General features: G+C 63.9%; 16 protein-coding genes. 7 read left to right on the forward strand and 9 right to left on the reverse strand.

The window, feature by feature from the left end; translation table 11 throughout:
* Positions 1-5 precede the first annotated feature (5 nt).
* The 3 genes from IVB45_RS03055 (at position 6) to IVB45_RS03065 (ending at position 3,381) form a co-directional block, all read left to right on the forward strand.
* Positions 6-1,484: an AMP nucleosidase gene (locus IVB45_RS03055; protein WP_247362900.1), complete on the forward strand. Its 1,479-nt coding sequence runs from the start codon at positions 6-8 to the stop codon at positions 1,482-1,484.
* Positions 1,485-1,561: 77 nt separating this feature from the next.
* Positions 1,562-1,837 carry a DUF1488 family protein gene (locus IVB45_RS03060; RefSeq protein WP_027570099.1) on the forward strand — a complete coding sequence of 92 codons (276 nt, stop codon included), beginning with the start codon at positions 1,562-1,564 and terminating at the stop codon, positions 1,835-1,837.
* 167 nt (positions 1,838-2,004) lie between these two features.
* Positions 2,005-3,381 (forward strand): hypothetical protein, encoded by a 1,377-nt coding sequence (locus IVB45_RS03065; RefSeq protein ID WP_247362899.1) that lies wholly within the window; start codon positions 2,005-2,007, stop codon positions 3,379-3,381.
* A 21-nt stretch (positions 3,382-3,402) separates the two neighbouring features.
* Here IVB45_RS03065 and IVB45_RS03070 read toward each other — a convergent pair whose 3' ends face one another.
* Both IVB45_RS03070 and IVB45_RS03075 read right to left on the reverse strand, forming a co-directional pair.
* A complete protein-coding gene (locus IVB45_RS03070) occupies positions 3,403-4,491 on the reverse strand; it encodes a Zn-dependent alcohol dehydrogenase (protein WP_027570101.1) in 1,089 nt (362 codons plus the stop codon).
* Between the two features lie 44 nt (positions 4,492-4,535).
* Positions 4,536-6,320 (reverse strand): acyl-CoA dehydrogenase family protein, encoded by a 1,785-nt coding sequence (locus IVB45_RS03075; RefSeq protein WP_247362898.1) that lies wholly within the window; start codon positions 6,318-6,320, stop codon positions 4,536-4,538.
* 231 nt (positions 6,321-6,551) lie between these two features.
* Here IVB45_RS03075 and IVB45_RS03080 point away from each other — a divergent pair, with 231 nt between their 5' ends.
* On the forward strand, positions 6,552-7,253 hold the full coding sequence (locus tag IVB45_RS03080; RefSeq protein WP_247362896.1) for an SDR family NAD(P)-dependent oxidoreductase: 702 nt from the start codon (positions 6,552-6,554) through the stop codon (positions 7,251-7,253).
* Between the two features lie 124 nt (positions 7,254-7,377).
* Complete coding sequence (locus tag IVB45_RS03085; protein ID WP_027570104.1) at positions 7,378-8,208, forward strand: enoyl-CoA hydratase; 831 nt, start codon at positions 7,378-7,380, stop codon at positions 8,206-8,208.
* A 51-nt stretch (positions 8,209-8,259) separates the two neighbouring features.
* Here the strand turns inward: IVB45_RS03085 and IVB45_RS03090 are convergent, their stop codons facing one another.
* Together IVB45_RS03090 and IVB45_RS03095 are read right to left on the reverse strand one after the other, a co-directional pair.
* Positions 8,260-8,883, reverse strand: coding sequence for a GNAT family N-acetyltransferase (locus IVB45_RS03090; protein ID WP_247283337.1), 624 nt, complete (start codon positions 8,881-8,883; stop codon positions 8,260-8,262).
* 80 nt (positions 8,884-8,963) lie between these two features.
* Positions 8,964-9,167 (reverse strand): DUF1127 domain-containing protein, encoded by a 204-nt coding sequence (locus IVB45_RS03095; RefSeq protein WP_247362894.1) that lies wholly within the window; start codon positions 9,165-9,167, stop codon positions 8,964-8,966.
* A 110-nt stretch (positions 9,168-9,277) separates the two neighbouring features.
* On the opposite strand from IVB45_RS03095, the gene IVB45_RS03100 reads away from it, so the two are divergent.
* Entirely contained in the window at positions 9,278-10,177 is a 900-nt protein-coding gene (locus IVB45_RS03100) for a transcriptional regulator GcvA (protein ID WP_027515345.1), read from the forward strand.
* A gap of 33 nt (positions 10,178-10,210) precedes the next feature.
* Here the strand turns inward: IVB45_RS03100 and IVB45_RS03105 are convergent, their stop codons facing one another.
* The 3 genes from IVB45_RS03105 to IVB45_RS03115 are packed head-to-tail and all read right to left on the reverse strand — an operon-like array spanning position 10,211 to position 12,815.
* Positions 10,211-10,624, reverse strand: coding sequence for a Rieske (2Fe-2S) protein (locus tag IVB45_RS03105; protein ID WP_027570108.1), 414 nt, complete (start codon positions 10,622-10,624; stop codon positions 10,211-10,213).
* A complete protein-coding gene (locus tag IVB45_RS03110) occupies positions 10,624-11,733 on the reverse strand; it encodes an amidohydrolase family protein (RefSeq protein WP_027570109.1) in 1,110 nt (369 codons plus the stop codon). The genes IVB45_RS03105 and IVB45_RS03110 overlap by 1 nt, the downstream gene beginning before the upstream one ends.
* A 23-nt stretch (positions 11,734-11,756) precedes the next feature.
* Positions 11,757-12,815: an amidohydrolase family protein gene (locus tag IVB45_RS03115; RefSeq protein ID WP_247283339.1), complete on the reverse strand. Its 1,059-nt coding sequence runs from the start codon at positions 12,813-12,815 to the stop codon at positions 11,757-11,759.
* A 167-nt stretch (positions 12,816-12,982) separates the two neighbouring features.
* On the opposite strand from IVB45_RS03115, the gene IVB45_RS03120 reads away from it, so the two are divergent.
* Positions 12,983-13,465: a CinA family protein gene (locus tag IVB45_RS03120; RefSeq protein WP_027570111.1), complete on the forward strand. Its 483-nt coding sequence runs from the start codon at positions 12,983-12,985 to the stop codon at positions 13,463-13,465.
* A gap of 57 nt (positions 13,466-13,522) precedes the next feature.
* Here IVB45_RS03120 and IVB45_RS03125 read toward each other — a convergent pair whose 3' ends face one another.
* The gene (locus IVB45_RS03125; RefSeq protein WP_247362892.1) at positions 13,523-13,876 is read right to left on the reverse strand and encodes a nuclear transport factor 2 family protein; all 354 of its coding nucleotides are present in this window, start codon (positions 13,874-13,876) and stop codon (positions 13,523-13,525) included.
* A gap of 10 nt (positions 13,877-13,886) precedes the next feature.
* Positions 13,887-15,359, reverse strand: coding sequence for an amidase (locus tag IVB45_RS03130; protein WP_247362890.1), 1,473 nt, complete (start codon positions 15,357-15,359; stop codon positions 13,887-13,889).
* Positions 15,360-15,447 lie beyond the last annotated feature (88 nt).

Below are 15,447 nucleotides of genomic sequence, written 5' to 3' on the forward strand. Positions count from 1 at the left end.
GAACAATGCAATCGATCCAATCTCCACCCTCCGTCTCCACCGAATCCTTTTTCGACGCCGGCCTCGCCGTCGCCCGCCTCGAACAGATCTACGAGCGCAACACGAAGTTCCTGCGAGACCGGTTCGAAGCTTACGTCAACGGCGAGGCAATCACGACGCGGGTGCGGGCCTTCTATCCCTTCGTCCGTGTCACCACCGCGACGCATGCGCGGCTGGATTCGCGTCTCGCCTACGGCTTCGTCGCCCGGCCCGGCGTGCACGAGACCAGCGTCACGCGTCCGGATCTGTTCCGGACTTATCTGACCGAGCAGATCGGATTGTTGATCCAGAACCACGGCGTTCCGGTCGAAATCGGCGAGTCCGACGAACCGATCCCCGTTCACTTTGCCTACCGCCGCGACATCAACATCGAAGCCGCCATCACCACCAGCGAGAATTCGCCCGTGACGCGGTCGCTGCGCGATGCGTTCGACGTGCCTGATCTTGCGACCATGGACGATGCCATCGCCGACGGCACTTTCGAGCTCCAGCCTGGCGCGCCCGAGCCGCTGTCCCTGTTTCGGGCGGCCCGCGTCGACTACTCGCTACGCCGGCTCTACCATTACACAGGCACCGACCCCGAATATTTCCAGAACTTCGTGATCTTCACCAACTATCAGTTCTACGTCGACGCCTTCGCGCAACTCTGCCAGCAGCGGCTTCAGGCTGGCGAGGCCGGCCTCGATGCCTTCGTCGCTCCAGGCAATGTGATCACGCGCAGCGGCGGCGCGACGACGGGCGTTGCGCCCGCGCGCGGGCCGCAGATGCCAGCCTTCCATCTGGTCGCGCCCGGCTATCGCGGCATCACCCTGATCAACATCGGCACCGGTCCGTCCAACGCGCGCAACGTCACCGACCATGTTGCCGTGCTGCGGCCCCATGCCTGGCTGATGCTCGGCCATTGCGCGGGCCTGCGCAACACGCAGCGGCTCGGCGACTACGTGCTCGCCCATGGCTACGTTCGCGAGGACCATGTGCTCGATCGTGAATTGCCGCTGTGGGTGCCGATCCCGGCGCTCGCGGAGATGCAGGTCGCGCTCGAGGACGCGGTGGAGGACGTCACCGGGCTCGAAGGGTTCGAGCTCAAGCGCCTGATGCGCACCGGCACCGTCGCGAGCGTCGACAACCGCAATTGGGAGATCAGCGGGCCCGATGTCATTCGCCGCTTGTCGCAGTCGCGCGCGGTTGCGCTCGACATGGAATCGGCCGCGATTGCCGCTAACGGCTACCGCTTCCGCGTTCCCTACGGCACGCTGCTGTGCGTCTCCGACAAGCCTCTGCACGGCGAGATCAAGCTCGCAGGCATGGCCAGCGAATTCTACCGCCGCCGCGTCGGCCAGCATCTCGAGATCGGCTTGAAGGCGCTGGAACGGCTCAAGCAGCAGGAATCCGAGCGGCTGCATTCGCGAAAGCTCCGCAGTTTCGCCGAAGTTGCGTTCCAGTAGGCGATGGATTGCCTTTGCTGCTGACAAGCAGCGGGATTTTCGGCATTTTCGGCGCGGGGGTCGACCGGGACGATTTGATGCCACTCATGCGCGACAGGATCATTGGCCATGATCTCGAACGGCTCGCCTTTCGCTTCACCATGCTGAACGACGACGAGGTCGTGCAGTGCCAGATCAGCGACGCCGCGATGGACGAGCTTGCGGGCATGCAGGGCACCGAAAGCAGCGCGCGGCAGGCCCAGTTCCTGTCGCTGCGCGAGACCATCGAGCGGCTCGCCTCAGACCTCTACGACGAGGCGCCGCGGGTCAGGGGTCACGTGGTGCGGATCTTTACGCGACATTTGCAGCGGTAGTTCCGCTCGATCCTCCGCATCATGCCCCGAAGCAGTTCATAAAGTATTCGCTAACCAAGCAACCGGTTCGCCGCAATCCTAAGACCTGCGAAACCAGACGTTATGCAACTGTGAATTGATGGCCCGTAGAGGTTAGGTCACGAAAATGGAGCCTCACGAGTGATCGCGTGACAAACGACATTGTTGGAAGCGACGCGATCCGCGGGGCTGGTCATGACGTCAAGGCGGACAAGACGCCACCAAACCATTGGCCGCTTGCAATTGCCGTAGCGATCGGATGCGGACTCGTGGGCCTTGCGCTCCGCTACTTCGCCCGGAAGCACGCGACCGACGACGCCATTCAGCATCTGATCCCCTGGTATGTCTTCGCTCGCGATCACGGTGTCGCTGGACTGGCCGAAGCCTTTACCAACTATACGCCGTTCTACAGCTATCTCCTGCTGATTGCCGCCCGATTTGATTGGCTAGGCGAGCCACTTTCCCATGTGAAAGCGATCTCGGCAGTATTCGAGTTGGGCTGCGCGATCACTGTGGCCCAGATCGTCTGGCGAGCGACAAAGTTGCCATTACGCGCTTCCCTGGCCTTCTGCGCGGTTTGGCTTGCACCGACGGTGATTTTCAATGGCGCAGTGTGGGCGGAGAGTGATTCGATCTGGACCTTCTTCACGCTGGTTTCCGTGGCGCTGTTCATGCAGGACCGAAATGGCGTTGCGTCATTTGCGATGGCCTTTTCGGTGAAGGCTCAGGGCGTGTTCCTGGGACCCTTCGTGCTCGGCATGATTCTGCGCCGCAGGATCCACCTGGCATGGCTCGCCACCGTTCCCGGGATCTATGTTGTCCTCGCCATTCCGGTTCTGGTCGCGGGGAGATCCTTGGCCTCCGTGTTCGCGGTCTATTTGGACCAGGCTCACACCTTCGATCGCCTCACCATGAACGCAGCGAACATCTGGGTGCTGGCTGGCGGAATGCCGTACGCGATCGGAGTCGCCGTCGGCATGGTGCTCGCGGCCGCGAGCGGGCTCGCCTTGTCGATCTTCATCGCGCGCTCTCGACGGACGGGGCCGGAGTTTATTCTGCTGGCCGCGTGTGTATCGCTCATGCTCATGCCGTATCTGCTTCCGAAGATGCACGAGCGGTATTTCTACGCGTTCGAGCTTGCGTCGATCGCCCTGGCCTGCCTCAATCCGCGCTATGTGCCCTTCGCGGTGATTGCCCAGGTCAACGGCGTATTATCCTATCTGGCGTTCGAAAGCGGAATCGTCCTGGGCGTGCTGCCGGCGGCACTCTGCAACACCATTCTCGTGTACTACCTCGTGCTTGATCTTTGGCGCGGCGAACGTGGATTTCGTTTTCCGAGCCTTGCCTGGCTCGGCTTCATCGTGTCGACCGCGGGACTGTTCTCTTATCTGGTCTTCGAGGGGCCCGGTTTGAACATATCGCCCGTGTACCTGCTCACCACCGGTCTCGTCACAGCTGCGGCGCTGCTGCTCCTGAAAGAGTCGCGTTGCGACCTGGCCGGCCCGGACCAGTTGCCTCAATCCTGAGCGTCCCGCCTCATCCAGCCATCAGCTGTCGAACATGATCACGCTGCGCAGCGTCTTGCCGGCTTTCATGTTTGCAAAGCCTTCGTTGATCTCGGAGAGCTTCAGCTTGGCCGAGATCCAGTCTTCCAGGTGCAGCCGACCGCGCAGGTAGAAATCCACCAGCCGCGGCATGTCGACGCGAAAATGGTTCGAGCCCATCGAGGAGCCCTGGATCCTGCGCTCGCGCAGGAAGTCGAAGCCATGCAGCTCGATCTTCTGGCCGAACGGAATCATGCCGACGATGGTGGCCGTGCCGCCCGAGGCGAGCATACCGAAGGCCTGCTCGGCGGTCTCCTTGCGGCCGAGCACCTCGAAGGAATGATGCACGCCGCCATTGGTGAGATCGCGCACCTGCTTCACGACGTCGCCGTCTGCCGGGTTGATGATGTCGGTGGCGCCAAGCTTGGTCGCAAGCTGGAGCTTGGCCGGATTGGTGTCGATGGCGATGATGCGGCCGGCGCCTGCGATCTGCGCGCCGTTGATCGCAGCCATGCCGACACCGCCGCAGCCGATCACGGCCACGGTCTCGCCGGCCGTCACCTTCGCCGTGTTCACGACCGCGCCGTAGCCGGTAATGACGCCGCAGCCGATCAGCGCGGCGAGATCGAGCGGCATCTCCTTGCGGATTTTGACGATCGCGTTCTCGTGCACCAGCATCTGCTCGGCGAAAGAAGAGAGGTTGAGAAACTGATGAAGCTTCTCCGAGCGGGCCCACTGCATCCGATTAGAGGCCCCCGGCAGCAATTTCACCGTGGTGTCGGTGCAGAGCACGGTGCGGCCCGTGGTGCAATTGTCGCAGGTGCCGCAGAACACCGAAAGGCAGGTCACGACATGATCACCGGGCTTCACATAAGTCACATCGGAGCCGACCTGCTCGACGACGCCGGCGGACTCGTGCCCGAGCACCGCAGGCAGCGGATGCGGATACAGGCCTTCCATGAAGTGCAGATCGGAGTGGCAGAGACCTGCGACCGACGTCCGGATCAGGACCTCGCGCGGGCCGGGCTTCGGCAGGCTGACATCCTCGATGACCAGAGGCTTGTTGACTTCATGGAGGACGGCGGCCTTCATCGAGCACTCCCTATCGCCTTTTTTGCTTTGAACGTGGGTGCAGCCTACGCCGCCAAGACCAGTTCGCCAACCTCGCTCATATCAGCTGCGCGGTCGCCGAGCAGCAGCGTGGCGATCTTCTGCTGCACGGCATTTTCCGTCAGCCGGAACGGATCGCTCGGCGACACCCGGTGATCGATCACCAGCCGCGACAACAACAGCCTTCGCGCATCGCCACGCATGCCGTGAATACGATGCGCCTCCCAGGCGAGCGCAACGGCGCTGGCGACATGATAGAGCAGGCTGGTGGCGCGGCGCGCATCGGCTTCGTTTTCGGATTTGGCCGCGACCTCGCGCGCAAAACCGACCGCGCGATCGGTGAGGCCGCGGAGCCGGTCGCGCCAGGCCTGTGGCACCGAGGGGCTGTCATCAAGGCGGGCGTGCAGATCGGCGGCGAGCGCGGATTCGGCGCCGTGGCGGCCGACCGCACGCCGGAGCGCATCGATCGCGACGATGTTGCCGGTGCCTTCCCAGACCGAGCCGAGATGCGCGTCGCGGAGCAGGCGGGCGGTCGCGAATTCCTCGATATAGCCGATGCCGCCGCGCATCTCGAGCGCGTCGCCACAGACCTTTCGCGCATCGCGGGTCGCGCGGAATTTCAAGGTCGGCGTCAGGATGCGCAGCAGTGCGGCTGCATCCTGGCTGCCGGCCTCGGCGCGGTCGAGCGCGTCCGCGGTGAGAAAGCTCATCGACAACGCCTGCTCGACCGGCAGCATGATCTTCAGCATCTGGCGCCGGCCCAGCGGCAGGTCGATGATGCGGTTGCCGAACACCACTCGGTTCTTGGCGACCGTCATCGCGTCATGGTAGGCCCGCCGCATCAGCGCGGTGGATTTGACGCCGTTTGAAAGCCGCGACGAGTTCACCATCTCGGCCATCTGCACGAAGCCGCGATCGAGCTTTCCGACCGCGTAGGCGATCGCGCCTTCGAGCTTGATCTCACCCGAAGCCATCGAGCGCGTGCCGAGCTTGTCCTTCAGACGCACGATCCGGTAGTGGTTCTGCGAACCGTCGTCCAGGAAGCGCGGCATCAGGAACAGGCCGACTCCGCGCGTGCCGGGGCCGGCGCCTTCGGGGCGCGCCAGCAGCATCACGACTTTTGCGTCGGCGTTCGAGCAGAACCATTTTTCGCCGGTGAGGCGCCAATGGTCGCCTTCCTGCACCGCCGTCGTGGTCAGCGTCCCGACGTCGGAGCCGCCTTCCTTCTCGGTCATGAACTGGCCGCCCTGGGTCAGCTTGCTCATGTCGGTCTGGGTCAGGCCGTCGAGATATTTCGCCTTCAGCGCGTCGCTGCCGAAATTCGCGAGTAGCTTGGCGCAGCCGTCGGTGACGTTGATCGGGCAGCCCATGCCAAATTCGGTCTGGTTGAACAGGAACGTGAAGGCGTGCTTGGCTACGACGGGATATTTGTCCGGCCAGCCCATGATGCCCTTGCGGATCGAGAGCGCGTGGATGCCGAACTCGCCGAAGGCTGCCTTCTCCAGCTCGCGATAGGCCGGGTGGTATTCGATCCACTGCACGTCGCAGCCGAACTTGTCGCGCTGGTGCAGCACCGGCGTGTGCCGGTCGGCGAGCCGCGCGCATTCATCGAGCACGCCGCCGGCGAGTTCACCCAGGCGATCGAGATGCGGCTCGATGTGACGGAATAGCGTGTCCGGCAGATGAATGCGCAGGAGATCGGTGAGCGCCTGATCGGCGCGGTAGAAATTCATGCCGGTGGTATCGGGAGCCAGCAGTCCGGATGGCGCGGCCGCGACCTGTTTTGCCTGCGCGGGAGCCGGCTTGTGCATGATCGTCCTCTTCGTTTCCGCCTTGCGGTCACTTTGCGCTGATTTGGCGCTTGCCGCTTGGGATGATGTCGATCATGCTCCAGTCGCGAAAGCGGATAAAGCCGCAAATTGTCAGGGAGGCATGATCGCCGCGTGGGAGCAATTCGCTCTGCGGAATTGTGATCGTCCTGGCTGGTTGTCCGCGCGGACCGTGCATAGATCAGCGGCTTCCCGTCTTCGAGAGATCACGTCATGGAACACCCCAAATACAAGATCGCCCTCATCGTCGGCGCCGGCGAAGGCCTGAGCGCATCGCTGGCGCGGCTGCTGTCCGCCCAGGGCATCCGCGTCGCACTGGCCGCTCGAAAAATCGAGAAGCTCGGCGCGCTCTGCAGCGAGACTGGCGCCAAGGCCTATGCCTGCAACGCCACAGACCCTGATGAGGTCGAGCGCCTGTTCGGCCTGGTCGAACGCGAGATCGGCACGCCCGACCTGGTCGTCTACAACGCCAGCGGCCGCGCGCGCGGGCCGTTCGTCGATCTCGTTCCGGCCGACGTGGCGAACGCCATTGCGGTCAGTGCCTATGGCGGCTTCCTGGTGGCGCAGCAGGCGGCCAGGCGCATGCTGCCGAACCAGCACGGCGCGATCCTGTTCACCGGCGCCTCGGCCAGCGTCAAGGGCTATGCGCAGTCCGCACCGTTCGCGATGGGCAAGTTCGCACTGCGCGGGCTCGCACAGAGCATGGCGCGCGAATTGTCGCCGCAAGGCATCCATGTCGCGCATTTCGTGATCGATGGCGGCATCAGGAGCGTAGCGCGCGCGGAAGCGCCGGAGAAGCCGGATTCGATGCTCGATCCCGATGCCATCGCGGAGAGCTACTGGAACGTGTTGCAGCAGCCGCGCAGCGCCTGGAGCTGGGAGCTGGAGCTGCGGCCCTGGGTGGAGAAGTTTTGAAGGCGATAAATTCACAACGACCGTCATTGCGAGCGAAGCGAAGCAATCCAGAAATGCCGCCACTGAAAAAGGCTGGATTGCTTCGTCGCTTCGCTCCTCGCAATGACGAAAGAGAGGGAGCGGCATGACCACGGAAACCACCATCGATACCGGCACCAATGAACTCCTCTGCGTGATCCGCGATCGCGTCGCCGTCATCACGCTGAACCGGCCCGAGGCGCGAAACTCGCTGTCGGACGCGCTGACCCCGGCGCTGCGCACGATAATCCGCTCCTGCGGCGAGAACCCCGATGTCGGCGCGCTGCTGATCACCGGCGCGGGCGAAGCGTTCTGCGCGGGCGGCAACGTCAAGGGCATGGGCGCGCATCGCGACCCGAAGAAGCTTGAAATGTCCTTTGACGATAAGGTCGCCGATCTCCAGGAGCGGCAGCGCCTGCTCACCGGCGCGCTGGTGTCGGTGCGCAAGCCGACGATCGCGGCGCTGCCGGGGCCGGCGGTCGGCGCGGGGCTCGCCATCGCCATGGCCTGCGACATCCGCATTGCCGCGCAATCGGCCTTCGTGGCCACCGGCTATGCGCGCATTGCGCTCAGCGGCGACTATGGCATCGCGTGGCTGTTGACGCGCCTCGTCGGCACCGCGCGGGCGCGCGAGCTGCTGTTCACCGGCGATCGGGTCGATGCCGTCAGGTGCGAGGCCATCGGTCTCGTCAACCGCGTGGTGCCCGACGATAAATTGCAGGCAGAGGCCCTTGCGTTGGCGAAATCCCTTGCCGGAGGTCCGCGCCTCGCGTTGCGCTACATGAAGGACAATCTCGACGAGGCCCTGCTGTTCGACTTCGAGACCGCGCGCGACCACGAAGCCGAGCGTCTGGTCCGCCTGACCACGACCGCCGACCACAAGGAGGCGGTGCAGGCCTTCATCGACAAACGCAAGGCGGTGTTCACGGGGAAGTAGGGGCGAAAAAAATGCCCGGCACTGGTTTCGCCAGGCCGGGCACGAGTGGAGTCAGGCCGAGGCTGAGGGGCTATCGGCCTGACGGGAAAGGGCGACGAGACGCCAGCTCGCGCAAGGAATGTCTTTCGGTGCGACGGAGATCTCCTTGTCGAAGCGCACCAGCTTCCAGTCGTCAGGATGTTTGACGAAGGCGAAGCTCGATTTGCGTGCGAGCGAGATCATGGCCGCGTTGGAGCGCAACGTGTCGCCGAACATGTGGTCGGCGCCAAGCGCGGCGGCGCGGCATTCAAGATTCTTCATCAGCACGGTGGCGATACCGTGGCCCTGCCAGCGGTCGGCAACCGACAGGCCGAATTCAAGCGTCGCGGTTTCGGCATGCAGCGCATAGCGCGCTTCGGCGACGATGGTCTCGAAGCCGTCGACCATCATGGTCGCCACCACGGTGAAACGTTCGCGTTCGCCGATTTGAAGGAATTCGTGCAGCAGGCCCTGCGGCAGTTCGCTGATCGCGCCGAAGAAGCGGTTGTAGCGGGACCGCGTCGAGAGCGAGCGAAAATAGTGCTGGAGCTCCTCGGTGTCGCGCGGCTCGACGAAGCGAACGCGCAGCGCCTCGCCGTGTCGCGTGCGCAGCGTGTCCGAATATTGCTTCAGATCTTCCAGGCGAAGGGTGCTCATGACACGCGCCCCCAAGGGGACCAAAGGGAAAAGGGACCGCCGGCGCCCCCACAGTCAGGCGGCGCCGGCCTGGCGGCCAATCAGGCCCGCCAGAAGGGTTTGTCGGCCTCGTAGGCCACATCGCTCCAGGACAGCCCGACGTCCTGAAGGTCGCGCGCGGACCAGTTGGTGAGCTCCCGCCGGGTCCGGTAGCGCTCGTGCCAGATGTGAAGGGTCTCGCCGATCTGGTGGATCAGCCCTGGCGCATGATGATTTGTCATCGAATTCTGGGTCAAAGTAGACATTGTCAGCTCCTGGAGCTAAGTTGACCGCTAATATCTGCTTACGGGTGCACTGCGACAAACGACAATTTGTACTCTTTCGCATGAAATAACGTCATGTATCCTGCTGCCGTATGACTGCCAGATTGCCCTCCCTGAACGGATTGCGGGCCTTTGAGGCCGCCGCGCGCCATCTCAGCTTCACGCTGGCGGCGTCCGAGCTGAACGTGACCCAGACCGCGATCAGCCATCAGATCCGCAGGCTCGAGGAGGAGCTCGGCATCCGCCTGTTCGTCCGGCAGAACCGCGCGCTGACGCTGACGCCGGAGGCGCGCGACTATCTGCCGGGCGTCCGCGCCGCCTTCAACGACCTACGTCTCGCCACCGACCGGCTGCTGCGCAAGGACGATGACAAGGTGCTGACGGTCTCGACGCTGGCTTCGCTGGCCGCAAAATGGCTGCTGCCGCGGCTGACCGATTTCCAGGAGCACCATCCCGGCATCGACGTCCGCATCACCACCTCCACCAGCCTCGTCGACTTCCAGCGCGACAATGTCGATGCCGCGATCCGTTACGGGCGCGGCCAGTGGGCGGGCTTGCGCGCCGACTGGCTGATGGCGGACGAGCTGTTTCCGGTGTGCAGCCCGTCTCTGCTGCGCGGTGACAAGCCGTTGCGCTGTCCCGAGGACCTCAAGAGCCACATGCTGCTGCACACCTCCAATGCCAACAGCGACGACTGGCGGCTGTGGTTGACGGCGGCGGGTCAGCCGGCCGACATCGCCAGGCAGCCCGGCATCACCTTCGACATGATCTTCATGACCATTCAGGCCGCGATCGACGGCATCGGCGTGGCGATGGGGCGGACCTCCTACGTTCAGGACGACATTGCCAAGGGGCGACTAGTGGTCCCGTTCAAGATCGCGCTGCCGGCCGATGCCGGCTTCTACCTGGTCGCGCCGGAGGGCCGCCGCGAGGCGCCGAAGCTCGCCGCATTCCGCGACTGGATGATCGCGGCAACGCAGAATAAAGCTTGAGATCGCCGGCGCAATTCCGCGCCGTCTGCTTCGCTACAGGTCCACCACGACGTAGTCGCTCTCGACTTTCACCGGTATCGTCTCGGCGACATACGGCCCCTTCACCACGCTCGCACCCGGCTCGACATGGGCCGGGTACGCCTTGACGCGGAAGCGGCGGGGGTCGCAATAGGACTGGCCGGTGCGGATGTCGAACTCCCAGCCGTGCCAGGGGCAGCGGAGGATCTCGCCGAGCTTGGTGTATTCGATCTCGCCCGGATCGGTCGATTGCGCGAGTCCGATCAAGGGTCCCTCGCACAGCGCCGCGCCCTGATGCGGGCAGCGGTTCATCAGGCCGAAATATTCACCCTTGATGTTGAAGATTGCGATCGGCCGTCCGTCGATCTCCAAAAATTTTCGCGTGCCGGGCGGAAGCTCATCGGCCGCGGCAATCACATGCCGCGCCATCAAGCGATCCCGTACAGCTTCTTCGCATTGCCCAGATAGAAGGCCTCGCGATCATCGTCGTTGACGCCTGCGGGCAGCACGCGCGAGGGCTCGTCGTAATCCCAGTGCGGATAGTCGGTGGCGAACAGCAGCCGGTCCCAGCCGATCCACTTGATGACGTCGAACAGATCCTCGCGCCGCTCCGGATCCTCCATCGGCTGCGTCGTCCACCACACCTGCTCGCGGATATATTCGGACGGCGGCCGTTTGACATGCGGCACCTCGCTGCGCAGCCGTTGCCAAACCTTGTCGAGTCGCCACGCCAGCGACGGCGCCCAGCCGAAGCCGGCCTCAATCATCACCATCTTCAATTTCGGGAAACGCTCGAACACGCCCTCCAGCACCAGGCTCGCGAGCGCCGATTGCTGGCACTGGGAGTGGCCGACCATCTCCTCGATGTAATAGGAGGGCCAGCCCGACGGCGTGATCGGGTTGCCGCCGAAGCCGAAGGCGTGGACGCCGACGGGAAGGCCGGCCTCTTCCGCGGCCTGATAGATCGGCCAGTAGCGGCGCTGGCCGAGCGGCTCGACATTGCGGCTGAGCAGCAGCACCTGCACGAAGTTCTTGTCGCCGGCGCGCTCGCGGATTTCGGCTGCGGCCGACAGCCCGTCCTCATTACCGACGACGATGGAGGCCTTCAGCCGCTTGTCCTTGCTGGTCCATTTGTCGATCTGCCAATCGTTGATCGCCGAGCACAAAGCGGCCGAGAGCTCGTGATTGCGGATGCCCTGGCCGGTGTTGAGCGGATTGAGCACGCCGAGCTGCACGTTGTTGGGATCGAGCAACTGCTTCTGCATGAAGGACAGCGAGGAGCCCTGCGGCCCGCCTTCCGGCGGATAGGCGTCGCGGCGCGAGGCGTTGGGCTGGGCCTTCGGATAGGGCGGACCTTCCATCATGCCCTGATAGGCATGGACGCCGTAGACTTCGAGATGATGCTGCCAGCGTTTGGCCAGATAGGGATAGAGCTCGGCGCGGGTCGCGCGTGCCGGATGGATGTCGCAGTCCGCGATCGCGGTTTTGACGGCCAGTGGGGAAGCGGCTTCGGAGCTTTCGCGGAACTGAATATTCATCGCCTTGCCTCCTTTGGCAGCGGCTAAGTCAGGCGGGGATAGGTCGCATGCGGATTATCGATCATGATCTTGCGCACGAGATCGGGGGTGAGACCTGCGGGCAGCGCCTCCTGGCCGTCGAACTGCCAGTGCGGATAGTCGGTGGAGAATACGACCAATTCGTCCGACTGCATATGATCAAACAGGCGAATTAATGTCGCCTCATCCGGCGGTGCATCGAATGGCTGTAACGAGAACCGGATGTTGCTGCGCACAATGTCCAGCGGTGCGCGATCGACCCACGGCGTCTCCATCCGCACCCCACGCCAGAACTTGTGCAGGCGCCACAGAAATGGGGAGATCCAGGACACCCCAGATTCCAGCATCACCATCTTCAGGCGTGGATATTTGGCGAACACGCCCTCGACGATCAGGCTGGTGAGCTGGGTCTGGAACGCCTGGGCCTGACCGGCATAATCCTCGATGTGGTAGGACCCCCAGCCCACGGCCGTCGGCGGATTGTGATAGGCGGAACCGGCATGAATGCCGATCGGAAGTTCCAGCCGTTCTGCCGCCTCGTAGATCGGCCAGAGCGCGCGCTTGCCGAGCGGCGTGTCGCCCATCACCAGCATCAGCACCTGCACGAAGCGGCGATCCGTCGCACAGCGCTCGATCTCGGCGACGGCCTTCTCGACGCTTTGGGTGGGAATCACGATCGAGCCGCGCAGCCGCGGATCGCGATCGAGCCATTCCTTCGCGAGCCAGTCGTTCAGTGCGCGGCAGAAGGCGGCCTGCAGATCCTCTGAAAACACCATCTGCACGCCATAAAGCGGATTGCAGATAGCATGCGAGAGCCGGAAGGGATCGAGCACATGGCGCTGCATGTCCGCTAGGCTCTCGCCCGGCTTGCCGCTTTCGGGGCGCCAGTCGGGCCGCGCCGTGATCGGCGAGTTTTGCGGGTAGGATTGCGAGATGAGATCGACCATGCCGCGCGTCGTCACCTGATCGCGCCAATAGTCGTTCAGGTAGGGCAGCAGGCTGGTCAGATGCGGCACGGCCGGATGCACATCGCAATCCACCCCGCCGGCGATCAGGGACGCCATGACGTGTCCTTCACGTTTCCTCGTCGCGTCGTCTCGCGGGCGGCGCTTGGCCGCTCCGCCTTTGGCCGCCATTCAAGCAGGCCTGCCCGTTGGCTGCAACTCGGCCAACGGCGCTGTCATATGCTAGAAAGGCCGAGCTCGGTTGCGAAGGCATAAGGGGTCAGGGAATGAAAGAGCTCGTTAGCATTGCGGAACAGGTCGCCGCAAAACTGATCGCGCGCAAACAGACCATTGCCGTGGCGGAATCCTCGACCGGCGGACTGATCTCGGCCAGCCTTCTCGCGGTCCCCGGCGCGTCCGCCTATTTCCTCGGCGGCGCCGTGGTCTATACCCGCGATGCCCGGCGCGTGCTGATGGATATTTCGGACGAAGGAATGAAGGGCTTTCGTTCCTCGTCGGAGCCCTACGCGCAACTGCTGGCCGAGCGGATGCGCATCCGCTTCAACTGCGACTGGGGCCTGTCCGAAACCGGCGCGTCCGGTCCCACCGGCAATCGCTACGGCGATGCGGCGGGCCACAGCTGCATGGCGGTCGCCGGGCCCGCAGTCGAGGTGACAACGCTGGAGACGGGCGACAATGACCGCTTCGCCAATATGCAGATATTTGCAGCGACAGCGCTGAAATTGCTGCTGAAGAATCTGGGGCGGTGACCTCGCGGTCTCCCGGATATCTGGCTGTCCCGGAGAATGTGCAGTCTGACGCGCTCCCTACCGCGACACGTGCGCCGACAGAGCCAGCCACGTCTCGTCCTTCTTCGCCCAGCAATCGGTATATCGCCCGGAGGCCTGCTGGCCGTCCGCATTGGTGTAGCTCGTTGCCGCATGGATGATGGCGAAATCGCCCATAATACGGATGATGACCTCGTGTGCCCTGAGGTCACAGATCGCAATCGGCCGCGCCGTCTGCTTCAGGAAGGCCTCGCGATCGACCAGCGTCTTGTCGGGATTGGAGCAGTAGAACTCCGGCGCCAATATTTCGTCGAAGCGCTTGACGTCGCAATTCTGCACCGAGGCGACATAGTCGCGGTTGAGCGCGGTGAGCTGTTCGAGGTCGTTGTTCATGAGATTTCTCTCAGTCATTGAACAAGGGCGGCGGCACGAACCCGCCGAACTCGCGTTCGATCAGCTCGGCGAGCTTCAGCGGTGTGCGGTCCTCGAGGAAGGGCCCGATGATTTGCACGCCGACCGGCAGGCCATCCTTCGACAGACCGAGCGGAACGGCCGTTGCCGGCAGTCCTGTCAGCGTGGCGATGCCGGGCCACGCAAGCTGGTCCGGATAGGCGTGGTCCTTGCCATCGATGTTGATTCGGCGCTTTTCCTGCTCCGGCGAATGATCATGCGGATAGGCCGGGGTCGGCATGATCGGGCAGATCACCGCATCGAATGTCCTGAACAATTGCCGCCATTGCGCGCGCAGGCCGGCGCGAGCGCCCTCGTCGAACACCCAGGCCTGATGTGTGCTGGTCATGCCGCGCAGCCGCTCGGCAGCAAGGCTCTTGTCTTCTGGTGAGAGCTGCGCTGCCCCGGCACGCGCGCCGGCGAGAATGTCCGGCGGAAAGAAGGCGCCGAGAAAACCCATCAGCATGCGCATGTAGAGGCGGGAGGCTTCCGTGAAGTCAGGAAACATCGGGCTTTCACGTGTGATGCTCGCACCTGCTCCCGCCAATTGTTTCGCCAGCTTCTCGATCGCGGTGCAAATGTCGGCATTCGCAGGCAGCAGCGGGTGGCTGTCGATCACCAGCACACGGAAATCCTTCAACGCACGGTGTCGCGCCTCCGGCAGCGCGAGCTTGTATCCGATGCCCAGGTCCAACGGATCGGGGCCTGCCATCACATCCAGGAGCAGGGGCAGGTCGACGGCGCTGCGCGCCATCGGACCGATCACCGCCATATCGCGCTCCATCGGGATGGCTGGAAACGGCGGCGGCGTGTGGCCACGCGTTGGACAGAGATTGTAGGTCGGCTTGTGCGCATAAACCCCGCAATGGAAGGCGGGCACGCGCAGCGAGCCGCCGATGTCGGACCCGAGCGAGAGTGGTCCGTAGCCTGCCGCCAGCGCCGCAGACGAGCCGCCCGACGAGCCACCCGGCGTGCGGCCGAGATCGAATGGATTGTTCGTCGTGCCGTAGATCTCGTTGTAGCTCTGCCAATCCGCCAATCCCACGGGCACGTTGGTCTTGCCGAGGATGACGCCGCCGGCACCCTTCACCCTGGCGATCGACAGCGCGTCCTCCGCCGGCTTGAAATCTTTCTGCGGCGTCCAGCCCCAGGTCGTGGGTAGGCCGGCGATGTTGAAGGATTCCTTGATCGTCATCGGCAGGCCGAGCAGCGGCTTGCGCTCGCCGCGGGCCAATGCGGCGTCCGCCTCGCGTGCGGCGTCCAACGCACGGTCGAAATCCCGCACGCAGATCGCGTTGACCTTGCCGTCGTGCCGTTCGATGCGGTCGATCGCATCGCGGGTGAGCTCGACCGACGAGACCTTCTTCGCGGTCAACGCGGCCGACAGCGCGACCGCGCTCTTGAAGCTCCATTCGGATTTGGCCATGGCGCATCTCCTGTTCTTATTGTCGAACGATGATGCGCAGTTTGGCCCAGCACCGCAACCGCCGTTTGATCGCGATTGACATGTGAGC

The organism is Bradyrhizobium sp. 4, assembly GCF_023100905.1.
Taxonomy (GTDB): domain Bacteria; phylum Pseudomonadota; class Alphaproteobacteria; order Rhizobiales; family Xanthobacteraceae; genus Bradyrhizobium.

Bases quoted from the DNA above. Each gene is read 5' to 3' on its own strand.
- IVB45_RS03080 (WP_247362896.1), top strand. From the start codon at position 6,552: ATGGAACACCCCAAATACAAGATCGCCCTCATCGTCGGCGCCGGCGAA.
- IVB45_RS03055 (WP_247362900.1), top strand. From the start codon at position 6: ATGCAATCGATCCAATCTCCACCCTCCGTCTCCACCGAATCCTTTTTC.
- IVB45_RS03100 (WP_027515345.1), top strand. From the start codon at position 9,278: ATGACTGCCAGATTGCCCTCCCTGAACGGATTGCGGGCCTTTGAGGCC.
- IVB45_RS03085 (WP_027570104.1), top strand. From the start codon at position 7,378: ATGACCACGGAAACCACCATCGATACCGGCACCAATGAACTCCTCTGC.
- IVB45_RS03125 (WP_247362892.1), bottom strand. From the start codon at position 13,876: ATGAACAACGACCTCGAACAGCTCACCGCGCTCAACCGCGACTATGTC.
- IVB45_RS03120 (WP_027570111.1), top strand. From the start codon at position 12,983: ATGAAAGAGCTCGTTAGCATTGCGGAACAGGTCGCCGCAAAACTGATC.
- IVB45_RS03075 (WP_247362898.1), bottom strand. From the start codon at position 6,320: ATGCACAAGCCGGCTCCCGCGCAGGCAAAACAGGTCGCGGCCGCGCCA.
- IVB45_RS03105 (WP_027570108.1), bottom strand. From the start codon at position 10,624: ATGGCGCGGCATGTGATTGCCGCGGCCGATGAGCTTCCGCCCGGCACG.
- IVB45_RS03110 (WP_027570109.1), bottom strand. From the start codon at position 11,733: ATGAATATTCAGTTCCGCGAAAGCTCCGAAGCCGCTTCCCCACTGGCC.
- IVB45_RS03130 (WP_247362890.1), bottom strand. From the start codon at position 15,359: ATGGCCAAATCCGAATGGAGCTTCAAGAGCGCGGTCGCGCTGTCGGCC.
- IVB45_RS03095 (WP_247362894.1), bottom strand. From the start codon at position 9,167: ATGTCTACTTTGACCCAGAATTCGATGACAAATCATCATGCGCCAGGG.
- IVB45_RS03115 (WP_247283339.1), bottom strand. From the start codon at position 12,815: ATGGCGTCCCTGATCGCCGGCGGGGTGGATTGCGATGTGCATCCGGCC.
- IVB45_RS03090 (WP_247283337.1), bottom strand. From the start codon at position 8,883: ATGAGCACCCTTCGCCTGGAAGATCTGAAGCAATATTCGGACACGCTG.
- IVB45_RS03070 (WP_027570101.1), bottom strand. From the start codon at position 4,491: ATGAAGGCCGCCGTCCTCCATGAAGTCAACAAGCCTCTGGTCATCGAG.
- IVB45_RS03060 (WP_027570099.1), top strand. From the start codon at position 1,562: ATGCCACTCATGCGCGACAGGATCATTGGCCATGATCTCGAACGGCTC.